Here is an 18,214-nt window from a genome sequence, read left to right as displayed (position 1 = left end):
AGGTAGTGGGAAGAATACGACCGTGCTACGTACAGCCCCATTGTATATGCCATCTAGCGCCGTGTGAAGAGATCGTCGATCAGCAGATCGGGGTCATTTTGAAATGGCCAGAGCAGCAGCCCGGCCAGCTGCAGCTCGCGCGCGGTGGCCCTGGCGGTGCGCAGGTCGCGCGTGAGGTCGGCGGTGCTGCGCTTGGTGCCCTCGCCGGTGGGGAAGCCCAGCTCGGTGACGAGCAGCGGCTTGTCTAGCCCCAGGTTGTACAGATCCTGCGCGGCGGTGCGCAGGTCGGCGGGGAAGCCCTTGCCGTAGTACCAGTGGGCGGCGTAGCGGCCCGAGTTGTAGGGGTCGTCGTCGTAGTAGTGGAAGGAGTAGAGATCGACCACATCGGCCAGGCGGATGCTGGCCTTCTCGGGGCGGAAGTAGCTCTTGGCGAAGCCCACGCTGGTGGTCACGAGGCGCTCCGGGTCGATCTTCTTCACCTCGTCGTGGACGACCTTGATAAAGGCCAGCCGCTGCTCGGCCAGGGGCAGGCAGCCTGCGTAGTCGCCGTTGTCCCAGTCCCAGCAGCGCTCGTCCACCGGCCCGCCCAGGTCCAGCTCGTTGAACAGATCCCACACGATGATCCCAGGCCGCCCCTTCAGGTGCTCCACCACCGGTCGCACGTGGATGCGCAGCGCCGACGCGGCGTTCTGCGCGCCGAACTGATCCTGCGGGTACTTGGCCAGCAGCACCGGCATCACGTAGATGCCGCGCGCGTTGGCGGCGGCGATCAGCGCATCCAGGTGGTCGAGCGCGTAATCCATCTTATAGCTCGGGTCGGCCAGCTGCGCCCCGCCGAACACATAGTAGTTGAGGAACACGCGGATGGTGTTCACGCCCAGCCGCTGCAGGTGGTCGAAGTCGGCCTCGATCGGCGCGAGATCCCACGGGCAGTTGGCATCGGCCCCAAAGTTCAGCGCCGAGCAGGTGGCCAGATCGGCGGTGGTGGGGTGGATGTAGTTCACCCCGCGCATCTCGAACGGCTGGCCGCCCGCCTCAAGCGTGTGGCCCACGGCCACCACGGGCGGCAGCGCGGCGGGCGCGGCAGGCGTGGCGGTGGGGGGCGCAGGGGTGGTGGCGGCGGGCTGCGCGACACAGGCGGCCAGCAGCAGGGCGGCCAGCAGGCACAGCAGCGGGGCGTTTCGGTGTGGCATAAGTGTGGGGTTGGGCAGGCCACGGGCGCGGCCTAGCGGCTAAAGCGGCGGGAACACAGCGCGTGCGGCGGGGGACGTGCGCACGCCCCCCGCCAGCCCGAAGGCTACATCCGCTCGGGGGCGCGCACGCCCAGCAGGCCCAGGCCGTTCTCCAGGGCCTGGGCGGTGGCGGCCACCAGATACAGCCGCGCGGCCCGCAGCTCGGGCGTCTCGGCCTTCAGCACCGAGCAGTCGCGGTAGAACCCGGCCAGCGCCCGCGCCGTCTCGTAGCACCACTCGGCGATCACGAAGGTGGCGTAGCGCACGCCCGCCTCGCGCACCGCGTCGGGCAGCTTGGCCAGCTGCTTGGCCAGCGCCTGCTCGGCGGGGTGCACCAGCAGCGCGGCGTACTCGGCCTGGTCGGCGCTGGAGCGTCGGCCCAGTCCGGCCTCTTCCTCGGCGGCCTTGCGCAGGATGGACCGGCAGCGGGCGTTCATGTACTGGATGTAGGGCGCGCTGTTGCCCTCCAGGGCCAGCATCTTGTCCCAGTCGAGCCGGATGTCGCGCCGGGGATCCTGGTACAGATCGTTGTAGATCACCGCGCCGATGCCCACCGCCTCGGCGATCTTCTCCTTCTCGGCCTCGCTCAGATCCTGGCTCGCCTGATCGACCACGGCGCGGGCGCGGCTGTGGGCCTCGTTCAGCAGGTCGCTCAGGTAGACCATGTTGCCCTTGCGGGTCGAGAGCACATCGCCGTTCTGGTCGAACACCGTGCCAAACTTGATGTGGGTAAGCGCCACCTCGGGCGGCACGTAGCCCATGGCCCGCGACAGCGCAAACAACTGCCGGAAGTGCAGCTCCTGCCGCGCATCCACCACGTAGATGATCTGCGCGGGGTGGAACTCGCTCCAGCGGAACTTGATGGTGGCGGCGTCGCGGGTGTGGTAGAGCGTGCCGGTGTCGCTGCGCTGCAGCAGGAAGGTCGGCATGTTCTTCTCTAGCTCGCTCACCACCACGGCCCCGGCCTCGTCGCGGTAGGCCACGCCCTGGTCCAGCGCCTCCTGGATCACGCCGTCGGTCATGCCCGCGTAGAAGCTCTCGCCGAAGATATGGTCGAAGCTGACGCCCAGCCGGTCGTAGTTGGTCTGGTTGGCCTGGATGGTCAGGTCGACCATCCACTGCCACAGCTCGCGGGCGGTCGGGTCGCCCTGCTCCAGCTTCAGCGACCACGAGCGGGCCTCGTCGTCATACGAGCTGTCGCCCTGCTCCAGCGCCGCCTTCAGCAGCCGGTTGTACTCGGCGTAGAGCTTATCGATCTGGGCGATCGCCTCCTCGCCCTCGGCCTCGGGCTTGCCCCACTTGACGATGGCGGCGATGTTCACGCCGAACTGCTTGCCCCAGTCGCCCAGGTGGTTGTCGCCCAGGGCGTTGTAGCCCAGCGCCGAGAAGATGTTGTGCAGCGCCTGCCCGATGATCGTCGAGCGGATGTGGCCCACGTGCATAGTCTTGGCGATATTCGGCGACGAGTAGTCGATGATGATCGTCTGGCCCTTGCCTAGGTCGTCGCTGCCGTAGCGCTTGCCCATACTGTGCACCTCGCCCAGCACGCTGGTGGCGAACAGCTCGGGCTTGAGCGCGAAGTTGAGGAAGGGGCCAGCCGCGCTCACCGAGCCGATCAGCGACTCGGGGGCGATCTGGATGGCGGCGGCTAGCTCCTGGGCCAGCTGGGCCGGGTTCACGCCCAGCTCCTTGGCGGCGCGGAAGGCCGGGAAGGCCAGGTCGGCGGGGATGTTGGGCTTGGGCGCGACCACCTCGATCTGCGCCTCGGGCACCCGCCCGGTGGCGGCGATGGCCTGCTTGACCTGGGCGGCAAATGTATCTAGAGAGTAATCCACGTAAATCCTCACTTTTCGGTGCAAAAAGAATGGCTAGAGGCACACGGCGCGTGCAGGGCTTCTGTTCCAGCGCAGCAGGTGATGGGCGGCGCGGGGGTGAACCCGCCTGCCTCGCCCATCACCTAGCTACGCTGAAAAAGCACAAGCATGCCGTCGAATCCTCTAGCCGTCGTTCTCTAGCCCGTACTGCTGCCACAAGTATATGCGGAAGCGCCGCTCTGCGCAAGGAGGGCGAATACCATGAAGGCACGAGGGTGCGAAGGCTCAAGAGGACCGTTTACCACCAAGGCTCCAAGGCGCCAAGGGAACGAGAACATGCATCTCGCCACAACCGCCATCACCGATGGGAGCAAGCGCCAGGCCAGCCTGACCTGGTCGAGGTTCATTTTGACCCGGTCGAGGTTCATTTTGACCCGGTCGAGGCTCATTTTGACCCGGTCGAGGTTCATTTTGACCCGGTCGAGGTTCATTTTGACCCGGTCGAGGTTCGTTTTGACCCGGTCGAGGCTCATTTTGACCCGGTCGAGGCTCATTTTGACCCGGTCGAGGCTCATTTTGACCCGGTCGAGGCTCGTTTTGACCACCGTGCGTGAGGGTCGCCAAGGGAAACATCGGGATCGGGCCAATGTTAACCCACCCGGCCCATACGGCGAAGGTGCTGCTCGTGTTTTGATGGCCATATGCACGAATGATAGCAGCCTGTGAACAGCATTGGAACACCCAAAATTGGGGGTTCAAAGGGGGCATCGCCCTCAGCAGGTGTCACTTTTTTGGGCAAGGCATCTGGAAGCAACAAAGTACACTATCTCGGGTGCCGGGCCATACGCAGCACCCGAGATCGGGAATCTCATCCACCTGGCCCATGCGGCGAAGGTGCCGCTATGGTTTTGATGGCCATATGCACGAACACCAGATGCCTGATTTCGGCATAGGAATGCTACAAATTGGGGGTTTCGAAGGGGGCAACGCCCCCTCGTGGGGTTCCTAAGGGCTAGCCCCTAGGCGCCGCCCGCGCAGGGCATCCACCCGCTAAACACCTACCACTGCCATCGCTCATTTAAAAAGCCCAGCGCAAACCGGAAAAGTGACACCTGCTAAGGGGCATCGCCCCCTTGCGGGGTTCCTAGGGGCTGGCCCCTAGGCGCCGCCCGCGCAGGGCACCCACCCGTCGAACACACACGACTGCCATCGCTTATGGAAAAAGCCCAGCACCGACAGCAAGAAGTAACACCCTGTGAGGGCTGGCCCCTGTGTGCCGCCCGTGTAGGGCACCCACCCACCAAGCTGCCAGCGCCATAAAATCGCCCGCGCCGCCACCTAGCAAAAAAGCACTACTACCGCTGTCAGAAAAACGTCATATATGCCACTTGTGCTTTTTCGCAAACCGAATACCATGTAGCCATACCCGAACAACAACCGATACGATCTGGAGAACAGGTGTGGCGCGCTGGCGCTTGCGTCTGAACATTCGCACAAAACTGCTGGCACTGGCGCTCATGCTCGCCTGGCTCCCGCTGCTGGGGGTCAGCTGGTTCGGCCTTCAGAGCCTGGCCACCGCGCGCGCCACCGCCGAAGAGTCGACGATCGATGCGCTGCGACGCCAGACCGAGAACAGCCTCGCCGAGCGAGCCGCCGACAAGGCCAAGCTCTATAACTCCACCCTGGACCACATCCAGCAGCAGGTGGAGAGCGTCGCGGGCTATGCCAACACGCTGATCGCCGCCGGGCCGCCGACCGAGGGCGGCGGTGAGCGCGTGTGGGTGGTGCCGGGCGGCGCGACCCCGCGCAACCTCGCCAACTACCCCGAGACTGTGGCCCGCGCCCGCCAGATCACCCCGCTCATCCGCACCATGGTCGCCCGCAACCAGCTGATCAGCCTGGGCTACGTGGCCTTCGAGACCGGCGGCGTGATCGCCTTCAACCAGGACATCATCGACAAGCTGCCCTACTCGTTCGACCCGCGCGACCGCCCCTGGTACAAGGCCGCCAAGACGCAGAAGGGCACCGTGTGGGCCGACACCTACGTGGACGCCAACACGCTGCAGCTGGTGACGACCTGCGCCACCCCGCTGTACGACACCGAGGGCAGGGTCATCGGCGTGGTCGGCTTCGACATCCTGCTGCAGACCATCCAGCAAGACCTGCTGCAGACCGACATCGGCGCGCAGGGCGGCGCGTTCCTGCTGAACAGCGACGGACAGGTGCTGGTGGCCCCGCAGATGCGCACCGACAACCTGCAGTGGAACGAGCAGTTCCGCACCGAGAACCTGCTCGACTCCGACGACCCGCGCCTGCGCTCGGTGGTGAACCGCATGGTGAACGGCGAGACCGGCATCAAGCGGCTGATGGTGGACCAGGATGACATCTACCTGGCCTACGCGCCCGTGAACTACTCGGGGTGGAGTGTGGGCATCATCTACCCCGAGTCGGCGATCAGCGGCCCTGCCAAGGCGGTGGGCAGCAACATCGCCACCCAGCAGGACGACCTGCGCAACCAGGTGGCGATCATCCTGCTGCTGAGCCTGATCGCGCTGCCGGTGGTGGGGGCCACGCTGACGCTCTGGCTCACCCGCCCGCTGCGGCGGCTGCAGCTGGGGGCGCAGCGCGTGGCGGCGGGCAACTTCAGCCACCAGATCGCGGTGGAGAGCAACGACGAGATCGGCGACCTGGTGCGCTCGTTCAACAGCATGAGCGTGGCCCTGGGCCAGCAGGTGGATGAGCTAGAGGACAACCTGCACCGCCTGGCCACGCTGAACGAGGTCTCGAACCGCTTCAAGACCATCGTCTCGCTGCCCGAGCTGCTGGACATGATCCCGCGCTCGGTGTGCGACGACCTGGGCTTCGACCGCGCCGCGCTCTACCTGGCCGAGGGCAGCTACCTGCGCTGCATCGCCGCCTCGTTTGGCAAGGGCAACGAGCAGCAGGCCATCGACTTCATCGAGGCCGCCAACAACGATCCGGTGTCGCTGGAGGGCAGCACCATCGAGGCCGACATCATGCGCAGCGGCCAGGCCGTGATCATCGACAACCCCTGGGAGCACCCCAAGATCCCCCAGGCCAAGCAAGAAGTGGCCCAGAGCGAGAGCTATGTGCAGGTGCCGATCTTCGGCCACGACGAGGTGATCATCGGCCTGCTCTCCGCCGACTACCAGTTCAGCCAGCGCGAGATCACCCCGCGCGACGCGGCGCAGCTGCTGACCTACGCCAGCGTGGTGGGCCTGACAATCGAAAACACCAAGCTCTACAACCACCTTGAGCAGCAGGTGACCCAGCGCACCACCGAGCTGCGCGCCGCCATGGAGCGCGCGCAGGAGGCCGACAAGCTGAAGACCCAGTTCCTGGCCGCGATCTCGCACGAGCTGCGCACCCCGCTGAACGCGATCATCGGCTTCTCCACCGTGATGCTGGATGAGCTGGATGGCCCGATCACATCCATGCAGCGCGAGGATCTGCGCACGATCAACCAGAACGGGCGGGTGCTGCTGCACCTGATCAACGAGCTGCTGGATCTGGCGCGGATCGAGGCCAACCGCGTGGAGATCAGCCCCGAGAGCTTCGCGCTGAGCGAGGTGGTGGGCGAGGTCACCGACACGGTGCAGGGACTGATCGTGGGCAAGCCGATCAAGATCCACGCCAGCCTGCCCAGCCAGTCGCTGCGGGTCTACGCCGACCGCGCCAAGACCCGGCAGGTGCTGCTGAACCTGCTCTCAAATGCGGTAAAATTCACCAGCGAAGGCACGGTGGCGATCACCGCCCGCCCCATGACCATGATGGCCGAGGGCACGCAGCAGCCGCGCACCTTTATCGCCATCGGCGTGCGCGACACCGGCATCGGCATCGCCCCCGAGCACTTCGGCGAGATCTTCGAGGAGTTCCGCCAGGTGCACGCGGGCCGCACGGGCGCGCGCGGCAGCGGGCTGGGGCTGGCGATCACCCGCAAGTTTGTCGAGCTGATGGGCGGGCAGATCTGGGTCGAGAGCGAGCTGGGCCAGGGCAGCACCTTCACCTTCACCCTGCCAGTGCCCGAGCTTGGCCCGCACGACCCCCAAAACGAGGCGGCGCAAGATGACGCCCGCAGCATAATGGACGGCACACATGCTTGAAGAGCCAACCATCCTCTATATCGAAGACAACCACGACAACCAGCGGCTGGTGGCGCGGGTGCTTGAGGCGCGCGGCTACCGCGTGCTGCTGGCCGACGACGGCCCCCAAGGCATCGACAAGGCCACCGACCGCATGCTGAGCCTCATCCTGGTGGACATGAACATCCCTACCATGAATGGGTATGAGACCACCACGCGCCTGCGCGCCATGCCCAACCTGCACGGCACGCCGATCGTGGCGCTCACCGCCGACGCGCAGCCCGGCACGCGCGAGCGCACCCTGGCCGCAGGCTGCGACGGCTACCTGACCAAGCCGATCGACCCGCGCCGCCTGCCGATGCAGCTTGAGGAGTTCATGACGGGCAAGCGCGAGACGCTGCAGCCCGCCCAGGAGACCCAGATCCTCCGCGAGTACAGCCAGCAGCTGGTGCAGCGGCTGGAGCAGCAGATCCAGGAGGTGACCGAGGCCAACCAGGAGCTGAAGAAGCTGGACCAGGCCAAGAACCACTTCCTCGCCGCGATCTCGCACGAGCTGCGCACGCCGCTGACCGCCATCCTAGGCTACCTCGACCTGTTCGAGCGCGGCACCCTGGGCAGCTTCGAGCCGATGCAGCAGGAGGCCATCCAGGTGATCACGCGCAACGCCCGCCTGCTGGGCGACCAGCTGAACAGCCTGATCTACCTACAGCAGGTGCAGTCCGCCGATGTGAAACGCACGCCCTTCCTGGTGCACGAGGTGCTGCGCCGCGTGATCGGCGAGCTGGAGCACCGAGCCAACGAGGGCGGCGTGGCGCTGCGCGCCCAGATCCAGCCCACCACGCTCTACCACGGCGACGCCACCGGCGTGGAACACGCGCTGCGCCAGATCATCGACAATGCGATCAAGTTCACCCCGGCGGGCGGCCAGGTGCTGCTGACGGTGGAGGATACGCCCAAGGGCATTATCGTGTTTGTGAAGGATACTGGCATCGGCATCCCCGATGTCGAGCAGGAGAATATCTTCAAGCCGTTCTTTCAGCTCGACACCTCCATGTCGCGCAGCCAGAACGGCGTGGGCGTGGGGCTGGCGATCGTGAAGCATGTGATCGATGCGCACCGGGGCACGATCAAGCTGCGCAGTGAGCCTGGCAAGGGTACGCTGGTGCAGGTGTTCCTACCGCGCGAGTGGGAGTAGCGGAAAGCGCAGCGGCCCGCCTATCGGCACGATAGGCGGGCCGCTTTTGTATGCTGAAAAACGCTAGGCGTCGTACGCAGCGCCAGTGGCGTCGGGCGGGGCCGATGCCAGAGTCACCACCTTGATCACGGCCCAGGCAAGCAGGTAGTACACCGCAATGGCCACCAGGCTCGATATCTCGAACACGCTGTTGCCCAGGGTCGGCTCGCCAAACAGGGTGTTGAACGGCGCGACAAACAGTCCGCTCAGGCCGTACACAAAGCTTGCGAAGGCATTGTCGGGGTTGGCAGCCATCGCCAGCAGCGTGAAGCGCAGCATGATCAGCACGGCGATCGCGCTGGCCACAAAGTAGATCACGCGCTGCGTGCGCCGCAGCGAGGCCAGCCGTCGCTCGCGCTCGGAGGGCACCGTGGTGGTGCGGTGCTCCACGCTGGCAACCGCCCGCTGCCCCGGCGTCTCCACAATCTCCTCGCGCACGATACGCTCTCGCTCGACCATAGCTTGTTCCTCCAACGTCTCCAGCGCCTGGCGCTGGGGTGATACGTATAGCTGAACAGCTCTAAGGCAAAAACCGTGCCAGAGACAGCACAGCGGGGTAGGGCACAGCGCCCTGCCCCGCCGCGTGCGCCGCAGGCTAGGCCGAGAAGTCGATCACCGCGTCGCCGCCAGGGATGATGCCCAGGCGCTTGTAGCCCAGCACGCCGCCCGACTCGACCTGGAGGCCGGGGAAGACCTTGCCCAGGCGGGCGTTGCCCAGCCGCTGTGCCAGCACCTCGCCCAGCACGGCGCGGTAGTCGGTGGTGATCTTCAGATCCTGCTTCTGATCCAGGTCGGCCAGCCCCGGCCACGCGCCGTACATCTTGCCGCCGTTCACATGGCCGCCCAGCACAAACATCGCGCCGCCGTGGCCGTGGTCGGTGCCGCCGCCGCCGTTCTTGCCTAGCCTGCGCCCGAACTCGCTCATCACCACCACCGTCACGCGGTTGCGGTGGTTGGGCAGGTCGTTGTAGAAGGCGTGCAGCGCGCGAGAGAGCGTGTCGACCTGGCGGGCGTAGTAGCCGTTGCCGTTAGTGCCCTGGTTGTCGTGGGTGTCCCAGCCGCCAAAGTCCACCGTGGCGATGCGCAGACCCATGTTCAGCTTGATAATCTGGGCCAGCATCTTGAGCGAGTTCGAGAGCGTGTTGCTCTCGTAGGTGACGTTGGCCTCGGGCGTGTAGGTCAGATCCTTGCCGCCGTTGGCGTTCTTGAGGCTCTGGATGGCGTTGATCACCTCCAGCGCGCGCTGGCCAGCGCCCACAAACGCCCCGCTGCCGGTGTACATGGCGTTGAGCGCGTTCAGCATGGCGGGGTTGCTGGTGCTGTTGTAGCTGTATGGGCCGCTTAGGCCGTAGCTGTTCAGGTCGGTCATCACCACGCCGCCGCTGTAGTCGAGCAGGGCGTTGGGGGCAGCGCTGCCCGCCGAGATGGTGGGCAGCAGCGCGGTGGATTCGCCGATCAGCTGGATGTGGCGGGCCAGCCAGCCGCTGGTAGTGTTCTTGTTGCCCGGCGTGCCGCGCTCGATGTAGTCCATGGCGTCGAAGTGGCTGCGGGTGTCGTCGTTCAGGCCGGTGGCGTGCACAATCGCCAGGTTGCCCGCGTCATACAGCTCCTTGAGCGGGGCGGCGTTGGGGTGCAGCCCGAAGCTGCTGGTCGCACCAAACGCCGCGTTGTTCGGCGCGATGGCGAGCGGACTTTTCACCACCAGCGTGTCGCCGGTGGCCCCGCCGCGCTTGGCGTAGTAGATCGCGTCGTCGTAGGGCGACACGAGGCTGAGGCTATCGCAGCCGCCGCGCAGGAAGACCATGACAAAGATCTGGTCGGGCGTCATCACCATTGGTAGGTAAGTGGTGTAGGTCGCATCGCCCTGCGGCTCGGCGGCAAACACAAGCTCGCCGATGCGCCCGCCCGCCATCGCGGTGATCGCGGTGCTGCACCCAGCGACAAACTGGCGTCGTGAGATCGACATTAGGATGCTCCTCATCCTGCGCTGGGCAGGGGTTTAGCGGCTGTGGAACTCGGGGCTGGCGGCCAGCAGCTGGATCATGGCCTGGTAGCGCTGCTTGAGGCCATCGCTCTTGCCCCAGTCGGGGGCCTTGGGGGTGGGCGCGGGCGGCTGGGCCGCGTCGCCGCCCTGCGCGAAGAACGCGATCACCTGGCTGCGCACGGTGTCGCTGATCGCGTAGCCAAACAGGCGGGCGATCCAGGCATCCACGATCTGGGTCACGCTGCGGGCCTCACTCGTCGGATCCCAGCCGCTGATCTCCGGCGTGGTGATGTTGCCGCCCCAGCTCTGCACCAGCAGGAAGGGCAGGTTCCAGCGCCGCAGCGTGCTGTTCGAGCTGATCCAGTAGCTGGCGATGTCGGGGTGGCCGGTGGGGGTCGGCCACTCGAACAGCTTGTGGCCGGTGCCATTCATCTGGTACATGATGGTTCCCCAGAAGCCGCCGCCGCTCTCCTTGCCATCGTACGAGGTCTGGTCGACCGGCAGCTGCGCCCCGGTGGCGCGCAGGTAGGCCGCCACCGCCTCGAAGGGCCGCTTGACCTTCTGGGCCCACGCGGCGGCGAACTCCGCCGAGGTGACGATGGTGCGCACCACCTCGCGCAGCTGGTTGGGGTTGTCCAGGTTGGCCATCCAGGTGGCCACCGCCGCATCGATGGCGGCCTGGGGCGGCTCGTCGGCGATCAGGCGGCGGCAGAGCTTCTTGCACACGTACGCGGCCACCTTCGGGTGCTTGGCCAGCATGTCGAAGACCAGCTTGGCCTCATTTTCTGCGCCCACGTCGCGGGTGCGGATGAGGGTGCCCAGCACCTCCTTCACGCCCTCGTAGTGGTAGCTCTCGTTGAAGGTGTAGAGGCCATTACTGGTGTTGATCGTCCAGCCAGTCAGGCAGGAAGCGGCCTCGTACACGTCGTCGTCGATATAGCCTGCCGGGGTCACGCCATCATCCAGCTTGGGGATGGCGGTGCGGTCGTCGTAGAACTTATAGTAGTTGTCCGAGCCAAAGGTGTGCAGCTCGAACAGCTCGCGGGCATAGTTCTCGTTCCCACCCTCGGCGCCCGAGGCGCGGTTGTTGTAGTTATCCAGCGAGTACATCATCGCCGTGCTCTTGGCGACGGCCTCCAGGAAGCTGCGGAAGTTGCCCAGCGCGTTGGCGCGGATGATCCGGTCGTAGACCGGGAAGGTGGCCATGATCGAACTCTCGCTGGTGCCATTCACGCTGAAGTGGTTGTGCCAGAAGTCCACCAGCACCTCGTAGAGCTGGCGCTTGCTCTGCACCGCCCGGATCCAGGTGGCCACCCGCACCTCGTCGAAGGGGCGGGTGCGCTCGGTGTAGTGCATCGAGACGCTGTACTGCGAGCGCGGCCACAGCTCCTGGGTCAGCTCGTCGTTGGATTTGGCGGAGAGCACGAAGCCCAGCGGGGCGGCGTCGTTGCGGGCGGGGTAGCTCTTGCTGGAGTCGCTGGAGTCGGTGTAGGCCTCGTAGCGGATCTTCAGGCGGGCGTTGCTCAGCGCCTGCTGGCACTCGGCATCGTCGATCGTGTCGGGGCTGAGCTGCTGGCCGACCCACGCGGCCAGCCGTGCGTCGTCGTCGGCCCCCAGCTGGTTGAAGGCATCGATCTCGCCCTGGCGCGGCCCATAGGCCAGCCGGTTGAGCACGATCACCGCCAGCGGCGGCAGCGCGGCGCTCGGAGCGTTCTGGGCGGGCACGGCGGCGCTGGCCAAGCTCTCGGATGCTTTGGGCAAGCCAAGAAAAGAGCGTCGTTGCGCGAGGGCCATAGGATCTCCTTGATGATGACCGACAAGAATAGGTTCAGCGTAATTGTTTGTGTAAGTTCGCACAATAGTTCCATGGTACCTGAATCTGTTCACAAAACTACTATCATGCGTTGTCCAAAAACACCGCTTCCCAGAGCCATATTCACAACGAGAAGAGAAACAAAAAGGCGGAGATAGCGCACATGTTTTGCGCTATCTCCGCCTTTGCAGCAGCTCTAACGATTCCCGCTACGCGCCCTTCGGCACCGGCTGCGGCAGCGGGGCGGGCTGGGACTGGCGCTTGCTGCCGGGCAGCGTGGCGGCGATCACAAACGCGAGGATGGGCATCGCGCCTAGGACGTAGAACACGGCGGTGAGGCCGAAGTGATCGGCCACCAGGCCAAACAGCGGCGTGCTGGCCCCGCCCACGCCGATAGCCAGCCCGGTGGTGATGCCCGAGGCCACGCCCAGGTTGGCGCTCGCGTACTCCTGGCCGATCACCACGGCGATGGTGAAGGTGGCCAGCGTGGCGAAGCCCACCAGGCCCACGCACAGCAGGGCCAGCTGGGTGGGCGCGTTCAGGAACAGCAGCAGCATGGGCGTGATCAGCGCCAGCAGCACCATCAGCACGCGCTTGTAGCCGAAGCGGTCGGCCAAAAAGCCGCCCAGCAGCGTGCCCACCGCACCCGAGATCGAGAGCACCGTGAGCGCGAACGGCGCGCTCTCCAGCGGCACGCCGCGCACATGGATCAGGTACGACGGCACGAACGAGAGCATGCCGTAGTAGAGCGAGGCGCGCAGGATGATCACCAGGGTGACGCGGGCGAAGGCGCTCCAGTCGCTCTTGGCCTCGGCCACCTGCCTGGATGCGCGGGGCGCGGGGCGCAGCCTGGCGAAGCGTGGCATAGCCCACAGCAGCACGCCGGTGGCCAGCAGCGCGGTCGGCATCACCGCCATGGTGCCGGGCAGGCCCCACGCGCTGATCGCCAGGCCCATCAGCAGCGGGCCGAGCGCGAAGCCCACGTTCCCGCCCACAGTGAAGATGCTCATGCCCAGAGCCGGGCGGCTGCGCGCCAGGTAGTTGGCGAAGCGGTAGCCCTCGGGGTGGTAGGCCGCCACGCCGAAGCCGTTCAGCAGCACGCAGACGATAATCATCCAGTAGCTGGGCACCAGCCCGGCCAGGGCCAGGCCCACCGCGCCCAGCAGCAGGCCCATGGGCAGCAGCCAGGGCATCGAGCGCTTGTCCGAGTAGTAGCCCAGCAGCGGCTGCACCACCGCCGAGATCACGGTGGCGGCCAGCACCACGCTGGTGGCGGCGGTGTAGCTCAGGCCACGCTGCGCGATCAGGAAGGGCAGCAGGGCGGGCACCGCGCCTTGGTTGATGTCGTTGATCACATGGCTGCCCGCCAGGATGGCCATGCTGCGCTTGTCGAAGGGTTCGTTTTCCATGAGAATCTTTTGCCGCCGCTTGGCAGCAGGCTAGCGCCGAGATACAGGCTCGGCAGGGCGAACATCTGTCGCGAATCGATGCGATATGCTCAGTATGGGGGCACGCGATCAATACGTCAAAGATGAAGATCATATCGCTGTGATATCATTTGATTATGGATATTCGCCAGCTACGATCCTTCGCCGCCGTCGCCCGGCTGCGCCACTTCACCCACGCCGCCGAGGAGCTGCACCTGGCCCAGCCCGCGCTCTCCCAGCAGATCCGCCAGCTCGAGCGCGAGCTTGGCGTGCGCCTGCTCGACCGCTCCAGCCGCCGCGTGGCGCTGACCGAGGCAGGCAAGGCGCTCTACATCCACGCCCAGGGCCTGCTGGCCGATCTGGACCGCGCCGAGTACGCCATGGCGGCCTTCGCGGGGCTGCGGCGCGGGCGCGTGTCGATCGGCACGCTGCAGACGGTGGCCGAGGGCACGCTGCCGCCGCTGATCGCCCGCTTCCACCAGCGCTACCCAGGGCTGGAGATCCACCTGATCGAGGAGATGACCGACCAGCTGACCGCCATGGTGCTGGGCGGGCTGCTGGACATCGCCTTCATCCACACCGCCGAGCACGAGGGCCAGCCGGGCGTGGAGTTCCCGCCCGTGCAGCACCCCGACCTGATCTGCACGCCGCTCTACCGCGAGCGCCTGATGGTTACGCTCGCGCCTGCGCATCGGCTGGCTGCCATGCCCAGCGTGCCCTTTGCTGCGCTGCGTGGCGAGCCGCTGATCGTGTTCAAGGCCGGGGCCAGCCTGCGCCTGCTGGTGGCGGCGGCCTGCGCCTACCACGGCTTCGCGCCGCAGATCAGCTGCGAGGTGAGCGGGGCCACTTCGGCGCGGGCGCTGGCCGCCGAGGGGCTGGGCGCGGCCATCCTGCCGCGCTCAGCGGCGGAGGGCCAGGGGCCGCATGTGGCGGCGCGGCCCATCCACGCCCCCGCGATGACACGCACGGTGATGCTGGTGCGCCACAGAGGCCGCGACCTCTCGCCCGCGACCGAGGTGTTCCTGGAGACGGTGCGGGATGTGTACCCGACGGATGGCGGGCTGGGATAAGATCCTAGCGAAGATAGACAGCAGATAGCACAAAAACCTCGGCGTTTGCCGAGGTTTTTGCCTTTCTCGCTGGTTCTATTGATTATCGGGCGATAGCATCAGAAAACCGGAAATAGTGTTGGATATTGCCAAGAATCATCGATCTTCTTGCTGGAAGCGCGGGTCTACCTGCTTGGCGCATGTCTCCTCTGACTCAGCCGCAGTGCGACATTCCATATAGGCCGCCGTGGTCTGCTGGGCCTGCTCCAGCGCTGTATCAAGCGGCTGGCCGCGCTGCGCATCGCCCACGGCTTTGAGCAGCCAGTGGCTTTGGTACGAGTCGAGCAGCAGATTCGATGTGGCGCTGGCAAGCGGCTGCTGGGCAAGATCGGCGTAGCGCGCAAACAGCGCCGCTGTATCGGCCCCAAGCTGCTGGGCCAGGGCGGGGTCGGTGGCCTGCGAGCGGCGGGCGGGCAGCAGGCCCAGCGGCAGGGCCTCGCGCTGCTGGCTGAGCCACGAGATCCACTGCCAGCACGCCTGCTGGTGGCTGCTCTCGGCGCTGATGTGCAGGCCAAGCACGATAAAATCATCGGCGGCGAGGCCCTGCGCGCCAAAGGGCGGCGCGGCAACCCCGATCTGCGAATCCGCCAGATGCGCGGGGATGGGCGCGAACTCAAACCACAGGCCAACCTGCTGCTCGTTGACCAGCTGCTGAATCGCCGCTGAGCCGAGCGAATCTGGCGCGGCGCTGGCGGGCTGGCCCGCCGCCAGGAAGTCGATGTAGGCCCGCAGTGCCTTGACCACCTGCGGGTCGGTGAAGTTCGGCACCTGCCGCCCCTGCTCGGTGCGCCACAGGCTGGCCTGAAAGCGCCCCAGAAAGAACGGGATGGTGTACTTCGGGCTTGGGTCGAGGCTGCCGTAGATCGCGGGCTTCGCCGGGGTCTGGGAAAGCTGCTCCACGGTGGCGGGCAATGTCTCAAGCGACCAGTCGCCGCCAAGCTTGGCGGTGGGGTGCGCGGCGGCGATAGGCTGCGCATAGCCCACCCAGCGCACCAGGACAGCGAGCGGCACACCTGTGAGCGTGCCGCCGCGCCGATAGGGCGACCACCACGCCGCCGGAATGTCGCCCTGCTGGAAGCGCTGATCGGCATCCGCGAAGGGCTGAAGGTCGAGCAGCTTCTGGCCGGGGTCGGCGAGCGCGGCGGGCTGGGCGAAGCAGTCGGGCGGCGTCGCGCTGCCGTCCAGCACGATCTCTAGGTCGGCGTGCTGCTCCTGGAAGGCGCGCGCCAGCGGCTGGAGCTTGGCAGAATCCAGCCCTGCCGCGCTGAAGACCACGCGCTCGGCAAGCGGATTGCGGGTCTCGGGGATAGGCGTGTTCACGGTGAATGGGCCGCTGGTCGGCGGCGGGGTGGGCCAGGATGCATCGGTCTCCGCCCCCGCTTCCTTGGCCCGCGCAGCCGCCTCGGCGATAGGCAGGTTGTCTTCGATAACGCCATTCACCAAACTGTAGAGTGCGTGATAGCGGCCAGGGCTTATTGAGGGGGTAAAAGACGCCGGAAAAGGGCGGTCAAGCGCGAACTGAAGCGCTGCGCGGGCCTCGGGGTCGCTCTCCATCTGCTGCCAGGTCTGCTGCTGCTCAAGCAGCGAGCGACGGACCGGAATCTCCCGCACTGCTGGGGGGATAGCGCTATAATCTGCCTCTGGCAGCGCGTGGGTCAGAAACGATAGCAGCTTCCAGGCTTCCTGCGGGTGCTGTGTTCCTGCGCTGATGATCAGGCTCGGCTCAAGCGGTATATCATCTGAGAAGTATGTGGTGGGAATCGGCATAGTGCCAAATTCAAACGTTCGAGTGTCATGATTCAGCGTGCTGTTATAGTGAAGCGCTGGCCAGATAGCAACCTGCTGCGTGGTGATGAGCTGGTCGTAGTCGAATATTTCATCGCCTGCTGGGCCAGGATAGACCACACCATCCCGCACAAGCTGGCGCACGCGGGTCAGGACCTGGGCAACCTTGTCGCTTTCGAAGGGCAGCGTTTGCTCTCCATATGGATTAATGCCCTGCTCGCCTAGCAGCGCCAAAAACAGATCAGAGCCATTTGCCCCTACCGCAATGCCATACACATGGGTGCCATCGGGGCGGGTATGCGCCAGCTGGGTCGCTGCATCGAGCAGCGCCTGCCAAGATTGGCCGGGCGCTGGCGCTGGCAGCTTTGCCTCGTCCCACAGGCGTTTGTTGTATTGCAGCAGCGGCACGTGCATCTGGAGCGGTAGGCTATACACGCGGCCATGGTAGCTGGCCTGTTCGATCACGCCAGGGTAGTAGTCGGTGGGCTGAAATGTCGCATCGGGTTCAAAAAAAGGCCGCAGATCGAGCAGCAGGTTGCTATCCCACACCTCGCTGGTTTGAAAGCCAGATGTTAGGCTGACATCGGCAGCGCGAGCGATGTTCTTGGCGATCTCAAGAGGGCTACCAGACGCATCGGTCAGTTCTACAGTCTGCACATGGATCTCGGGGTGCTGCGCGTTGAAGCGCGCGATGATTGGCGCATACAGCTCAGGTTCTTCTGTGCCGAAGGAGATCACTGCGCCGCTTCGCTGGCTATTTATATCAGATTGCGCATCATATTCATTTCCAAAAGCGCAGGCGGAAAGAATTATCGAAGATGCGAAGGCGAATATTATATGTTTTCTCATACTTACACTCGAAAAAGCTCCTGTTTTACATCCCAACTTCCCAAGCGCGCCTATTCTACACCTAACTAAGAATCCAATCAATAAAAATCTGATGTGCTATGCTGCGAGATCTCGCCTAGGCATAAAATAATCGGATGCCAAAAACGAGGGAAAGGTATACATCGATGAATGAGCTATTGATCTGCTGCGAGTGGGGCGAGCGCGGGGTGGCCCAGCTTGCGCCGCTGTGCGACGCGGTGGTGATCGTGGATGTGCTGTCGTTCAGCACGTGCGTGGCGGTGGCGGTGGAGCGTGGGGCCGAGGTGCTGCCCTACCGCTTCCGCGACGACAGCGCCGAGGAGTACGCCCGCGAGCGCGGGGCCTTGCTGGCGGGGCCGCGCAGCAGCCAGGGCTACACGCTCTCACCCCGCTCGCTGCTGGGGCTTCCGGCGGGGGCCAGGCTGGTGCTGCCCTCGCCCAACGGCGCGACGCTCTCGCTGGGCACAGGGGCCACGCCCACCTTCGCGGGCTGCCTGCGCAACGCGGCGGCGGTGGCGCGGGCGGCCCAGGCCTGCGGGCCGCGCGTAGCCGTCATCCCGGCGGGCGAGCGCTGGCCCGACGGCAGCCTGCGGCCAGGGGTGGAGGACCAGATCGGGGCGGGGGCGATCATCCACCACATGCGCGGGGAGAAATCGCCCGAGGCCCAGGTGGCCGAGGCGGCGTTCCTGGCCGCGCGGGACAGGCTGGCCGAGCTGCTGCTGCAGTGCGCCAGCGGACGCGAGCTGGCCGAGAAGGGCTTCGCGCCCGACGTGGCGCTGGCCGCCGAGCTGGGCTGCAGCGCCGCCGCGCCCGTGCTGCGGGGTGGCGGCTACCGTGCGGCCTAGG

12 protein-coding genes are annotated in these 18,214 nt (G+C 65.8%); 4 read left to right on the top strand and 8 right to left on the bottom strand.

Annotation, left to right across the window (positions count from 1 at the left end; translation table 11 throughout):
* Positions 1 to 53: 53 nt before the first annotated feature.
* The 3 genes from F8S13_04090 to F8S13_04080 form a co-directional block, all read right to left on the bottom strand.
* Positions 54 to 1,193, bottom strand: coding sequence for a glycoside hydrolase family 5 protein (locus F8S13_04090; GenBank protein KAB8145024.1), 1,140 nt, complete (start codon positions 1,191 to 1,193; stop codon positions 54 to 56).
* A 104-nt stretch (positions 1,194 to 1,297) separates the two neighbouring features.
* On the bottom strand, positions 1,298 to 3,067 hold the full coding sequence (gene argS, locus F8S13_04085; GenBank protein KAB8145023.1) for an arginine--tRNA ligase: 1,770 nt from the start codon (positions 3,065 to 3,067) through the stop codon (positions 1,298 to 1,300).
* A gap of 176 nt (positions 3,068 to 3,243) precedes the next feature.
* Entirely contained in the window at positions 3,244 to 3,621 is a 378-nt protein-coding gene (locus tag F8S13_04080; GenBank protein ID KAB8145022.1) for a hypothetical protein, read from the bottom strand.
* 942 nt (positions 3,622 to 4,563) lie between these two features.
* On the opposite strand from F8S13_04080, the gene F8S13_04075 reads away from it, so the two are divergent.
* The gene (locus F8S13_04075) at positions 4,564 to 7,170 is read left to right on the top strand and encodes a HAMP domain-containing protein (GenBank protein ID KAB8145021.1); all 2,607 of its coding nucleotides are present in this window, start codon (positions 4,564 to 4,566) and stop codon (positions 7,168 to 7,170) included.
* Positions 7,163 to 8,344 carry a hybrid sensor histidine kinase/response regulator gene (locus tag F8S13_04070; protein KAB8145020.1) on the top strand — a complete coding sequence of 394 codons (1,182 nt, stop codon included), beginning with the start codon at positions 7,163 to 7,165 and terminating at the stop codon, positions 8,342 to 8,344. Before F8S13_04075 ends, F8S13_04070 begins: the two co-directional genes overlap by 8 nt.
* A gap of 63 nt (positions 8,345 to 8,407) precedes the next feature.
* Here F8S13_04070 and F8S13_04065 read toward each other — a convergent pair whose 3' ends face one another.
* The 4 genes from F8S13_04065 to F8S13_04050 all read right to left on the bottom strand — a co-directional run bounded on the left by F8S13_04065 (position 8,408) and on the right by F8S13_04050 (position 13,589).
* Positions 8,408 to 8,842 (bottom strand): hypothetical protein, encoded by a 435-nt coding sequence (locus F8S13_04065; GenBank protein ID KAB8145019.1) that lies wholly within the window; start codon positions 8,840 to 8,842, stop codon positions 8,408 to 8,410.
* Between the two features lie 136 nt (positions 8,843 to 8,978).
* Positions 8,979 to 10,364, bottom strand: coding sequence for a DUF1501 domain-containing protein (locus F8S13_04060; protein ID KAB8145018.1), 1,386 nt, complete (start codon positions 10,362 to 10,364; stop codon positions 8,979 to 8,981).
* Positions 10,365 to 10,382: 18 nt separating this feature from the next.
* Positions 10,383 to 12,161, bottom strand: coding sequence for a DUF1800 domain-containing protein (locus tag F8S13_04055; GenBank protein KAB8145017.1), 1,779 nt, complete (start codon positions 12,159 to 12,161; stop codon positions 10,383 to 10,385).
* 228 nt (positions 12,162 to 12,389) lie between these two features.
* Positions 12,390 to 13,589 (bottom strand): MFS transporter, encoded by a 1,200-nt coding sequence (locus tag F8S13_04050; protein KAB8145016.1) that lies wholly within the window; start codon positions 13,587 to 13,589, stop codon positions 12,390 to 12,392.
* 155 nt (positions 13,590 to 13,744) lie between these two features.
* Between F8S13_04050 and F8S13_04045 the strand changes: the two genes are divergently transcribed.
* The gene (locus F8S13_04045; GenBank protein ID KAB8145015.1) at positions 13,745 to 14,677 is read left to right on the top strand and encodes a LysR family transcriptional regulator; all 933 of its coding nucleotides are present in this window, start codon (positions 13,745 to 13,747) and stop codon (positions 14,675 to 14,677) included.
* Between the two features lie 135 nt (positions 14,678 to 14,812).
* Here F8S13_04045 and F8S13_04040 read toward each other — a convergent pair whose 3' ends face one another.
* On the bottom strand, positions 14,813 to 17,350 hold the full coding sequence (locus tag F8S13_04040; protein KAB8145014.1) for an extracellular solute-binding protein: 2,538 nt from the start codon (positions 17,348 to 17,350) through the stop codon (positions 14,813 to 14,815).
* A gap of 134 nt (positions 17,351 to 17,484) precedes the next feature.
* Between F8S13_04040 and F8S13_04035 the strand changes: the two genes are divergently transcribed.
* Positions 17,485 to 18,213, top strand: coding sequence for a hypothetical protein (locus F8S13_04035; GenBank protein KAB8145013.1), 729 nt, complete (start codon positions 17,485 to 17,487; stop codon positions 18,211 to 18,213).
* The last annotated feature ends 1 nt before the right edge of the window (position 18,214 follow it).

The organism is Chloroflexia bacterium SDU3-3, assembly GCA_009268125.1.
Classification (GTDB): domain Bacteria; phylum Chloroflexota; class Chloroflexia; order Chloroflexales; family Roseiflexaceae; genus SDU3-3.
The sequence above is the reverse complement of the archived record's forward strand: the minus strand, read 5'-3'. Positions and strand labels throughout refer to the sequence as shown.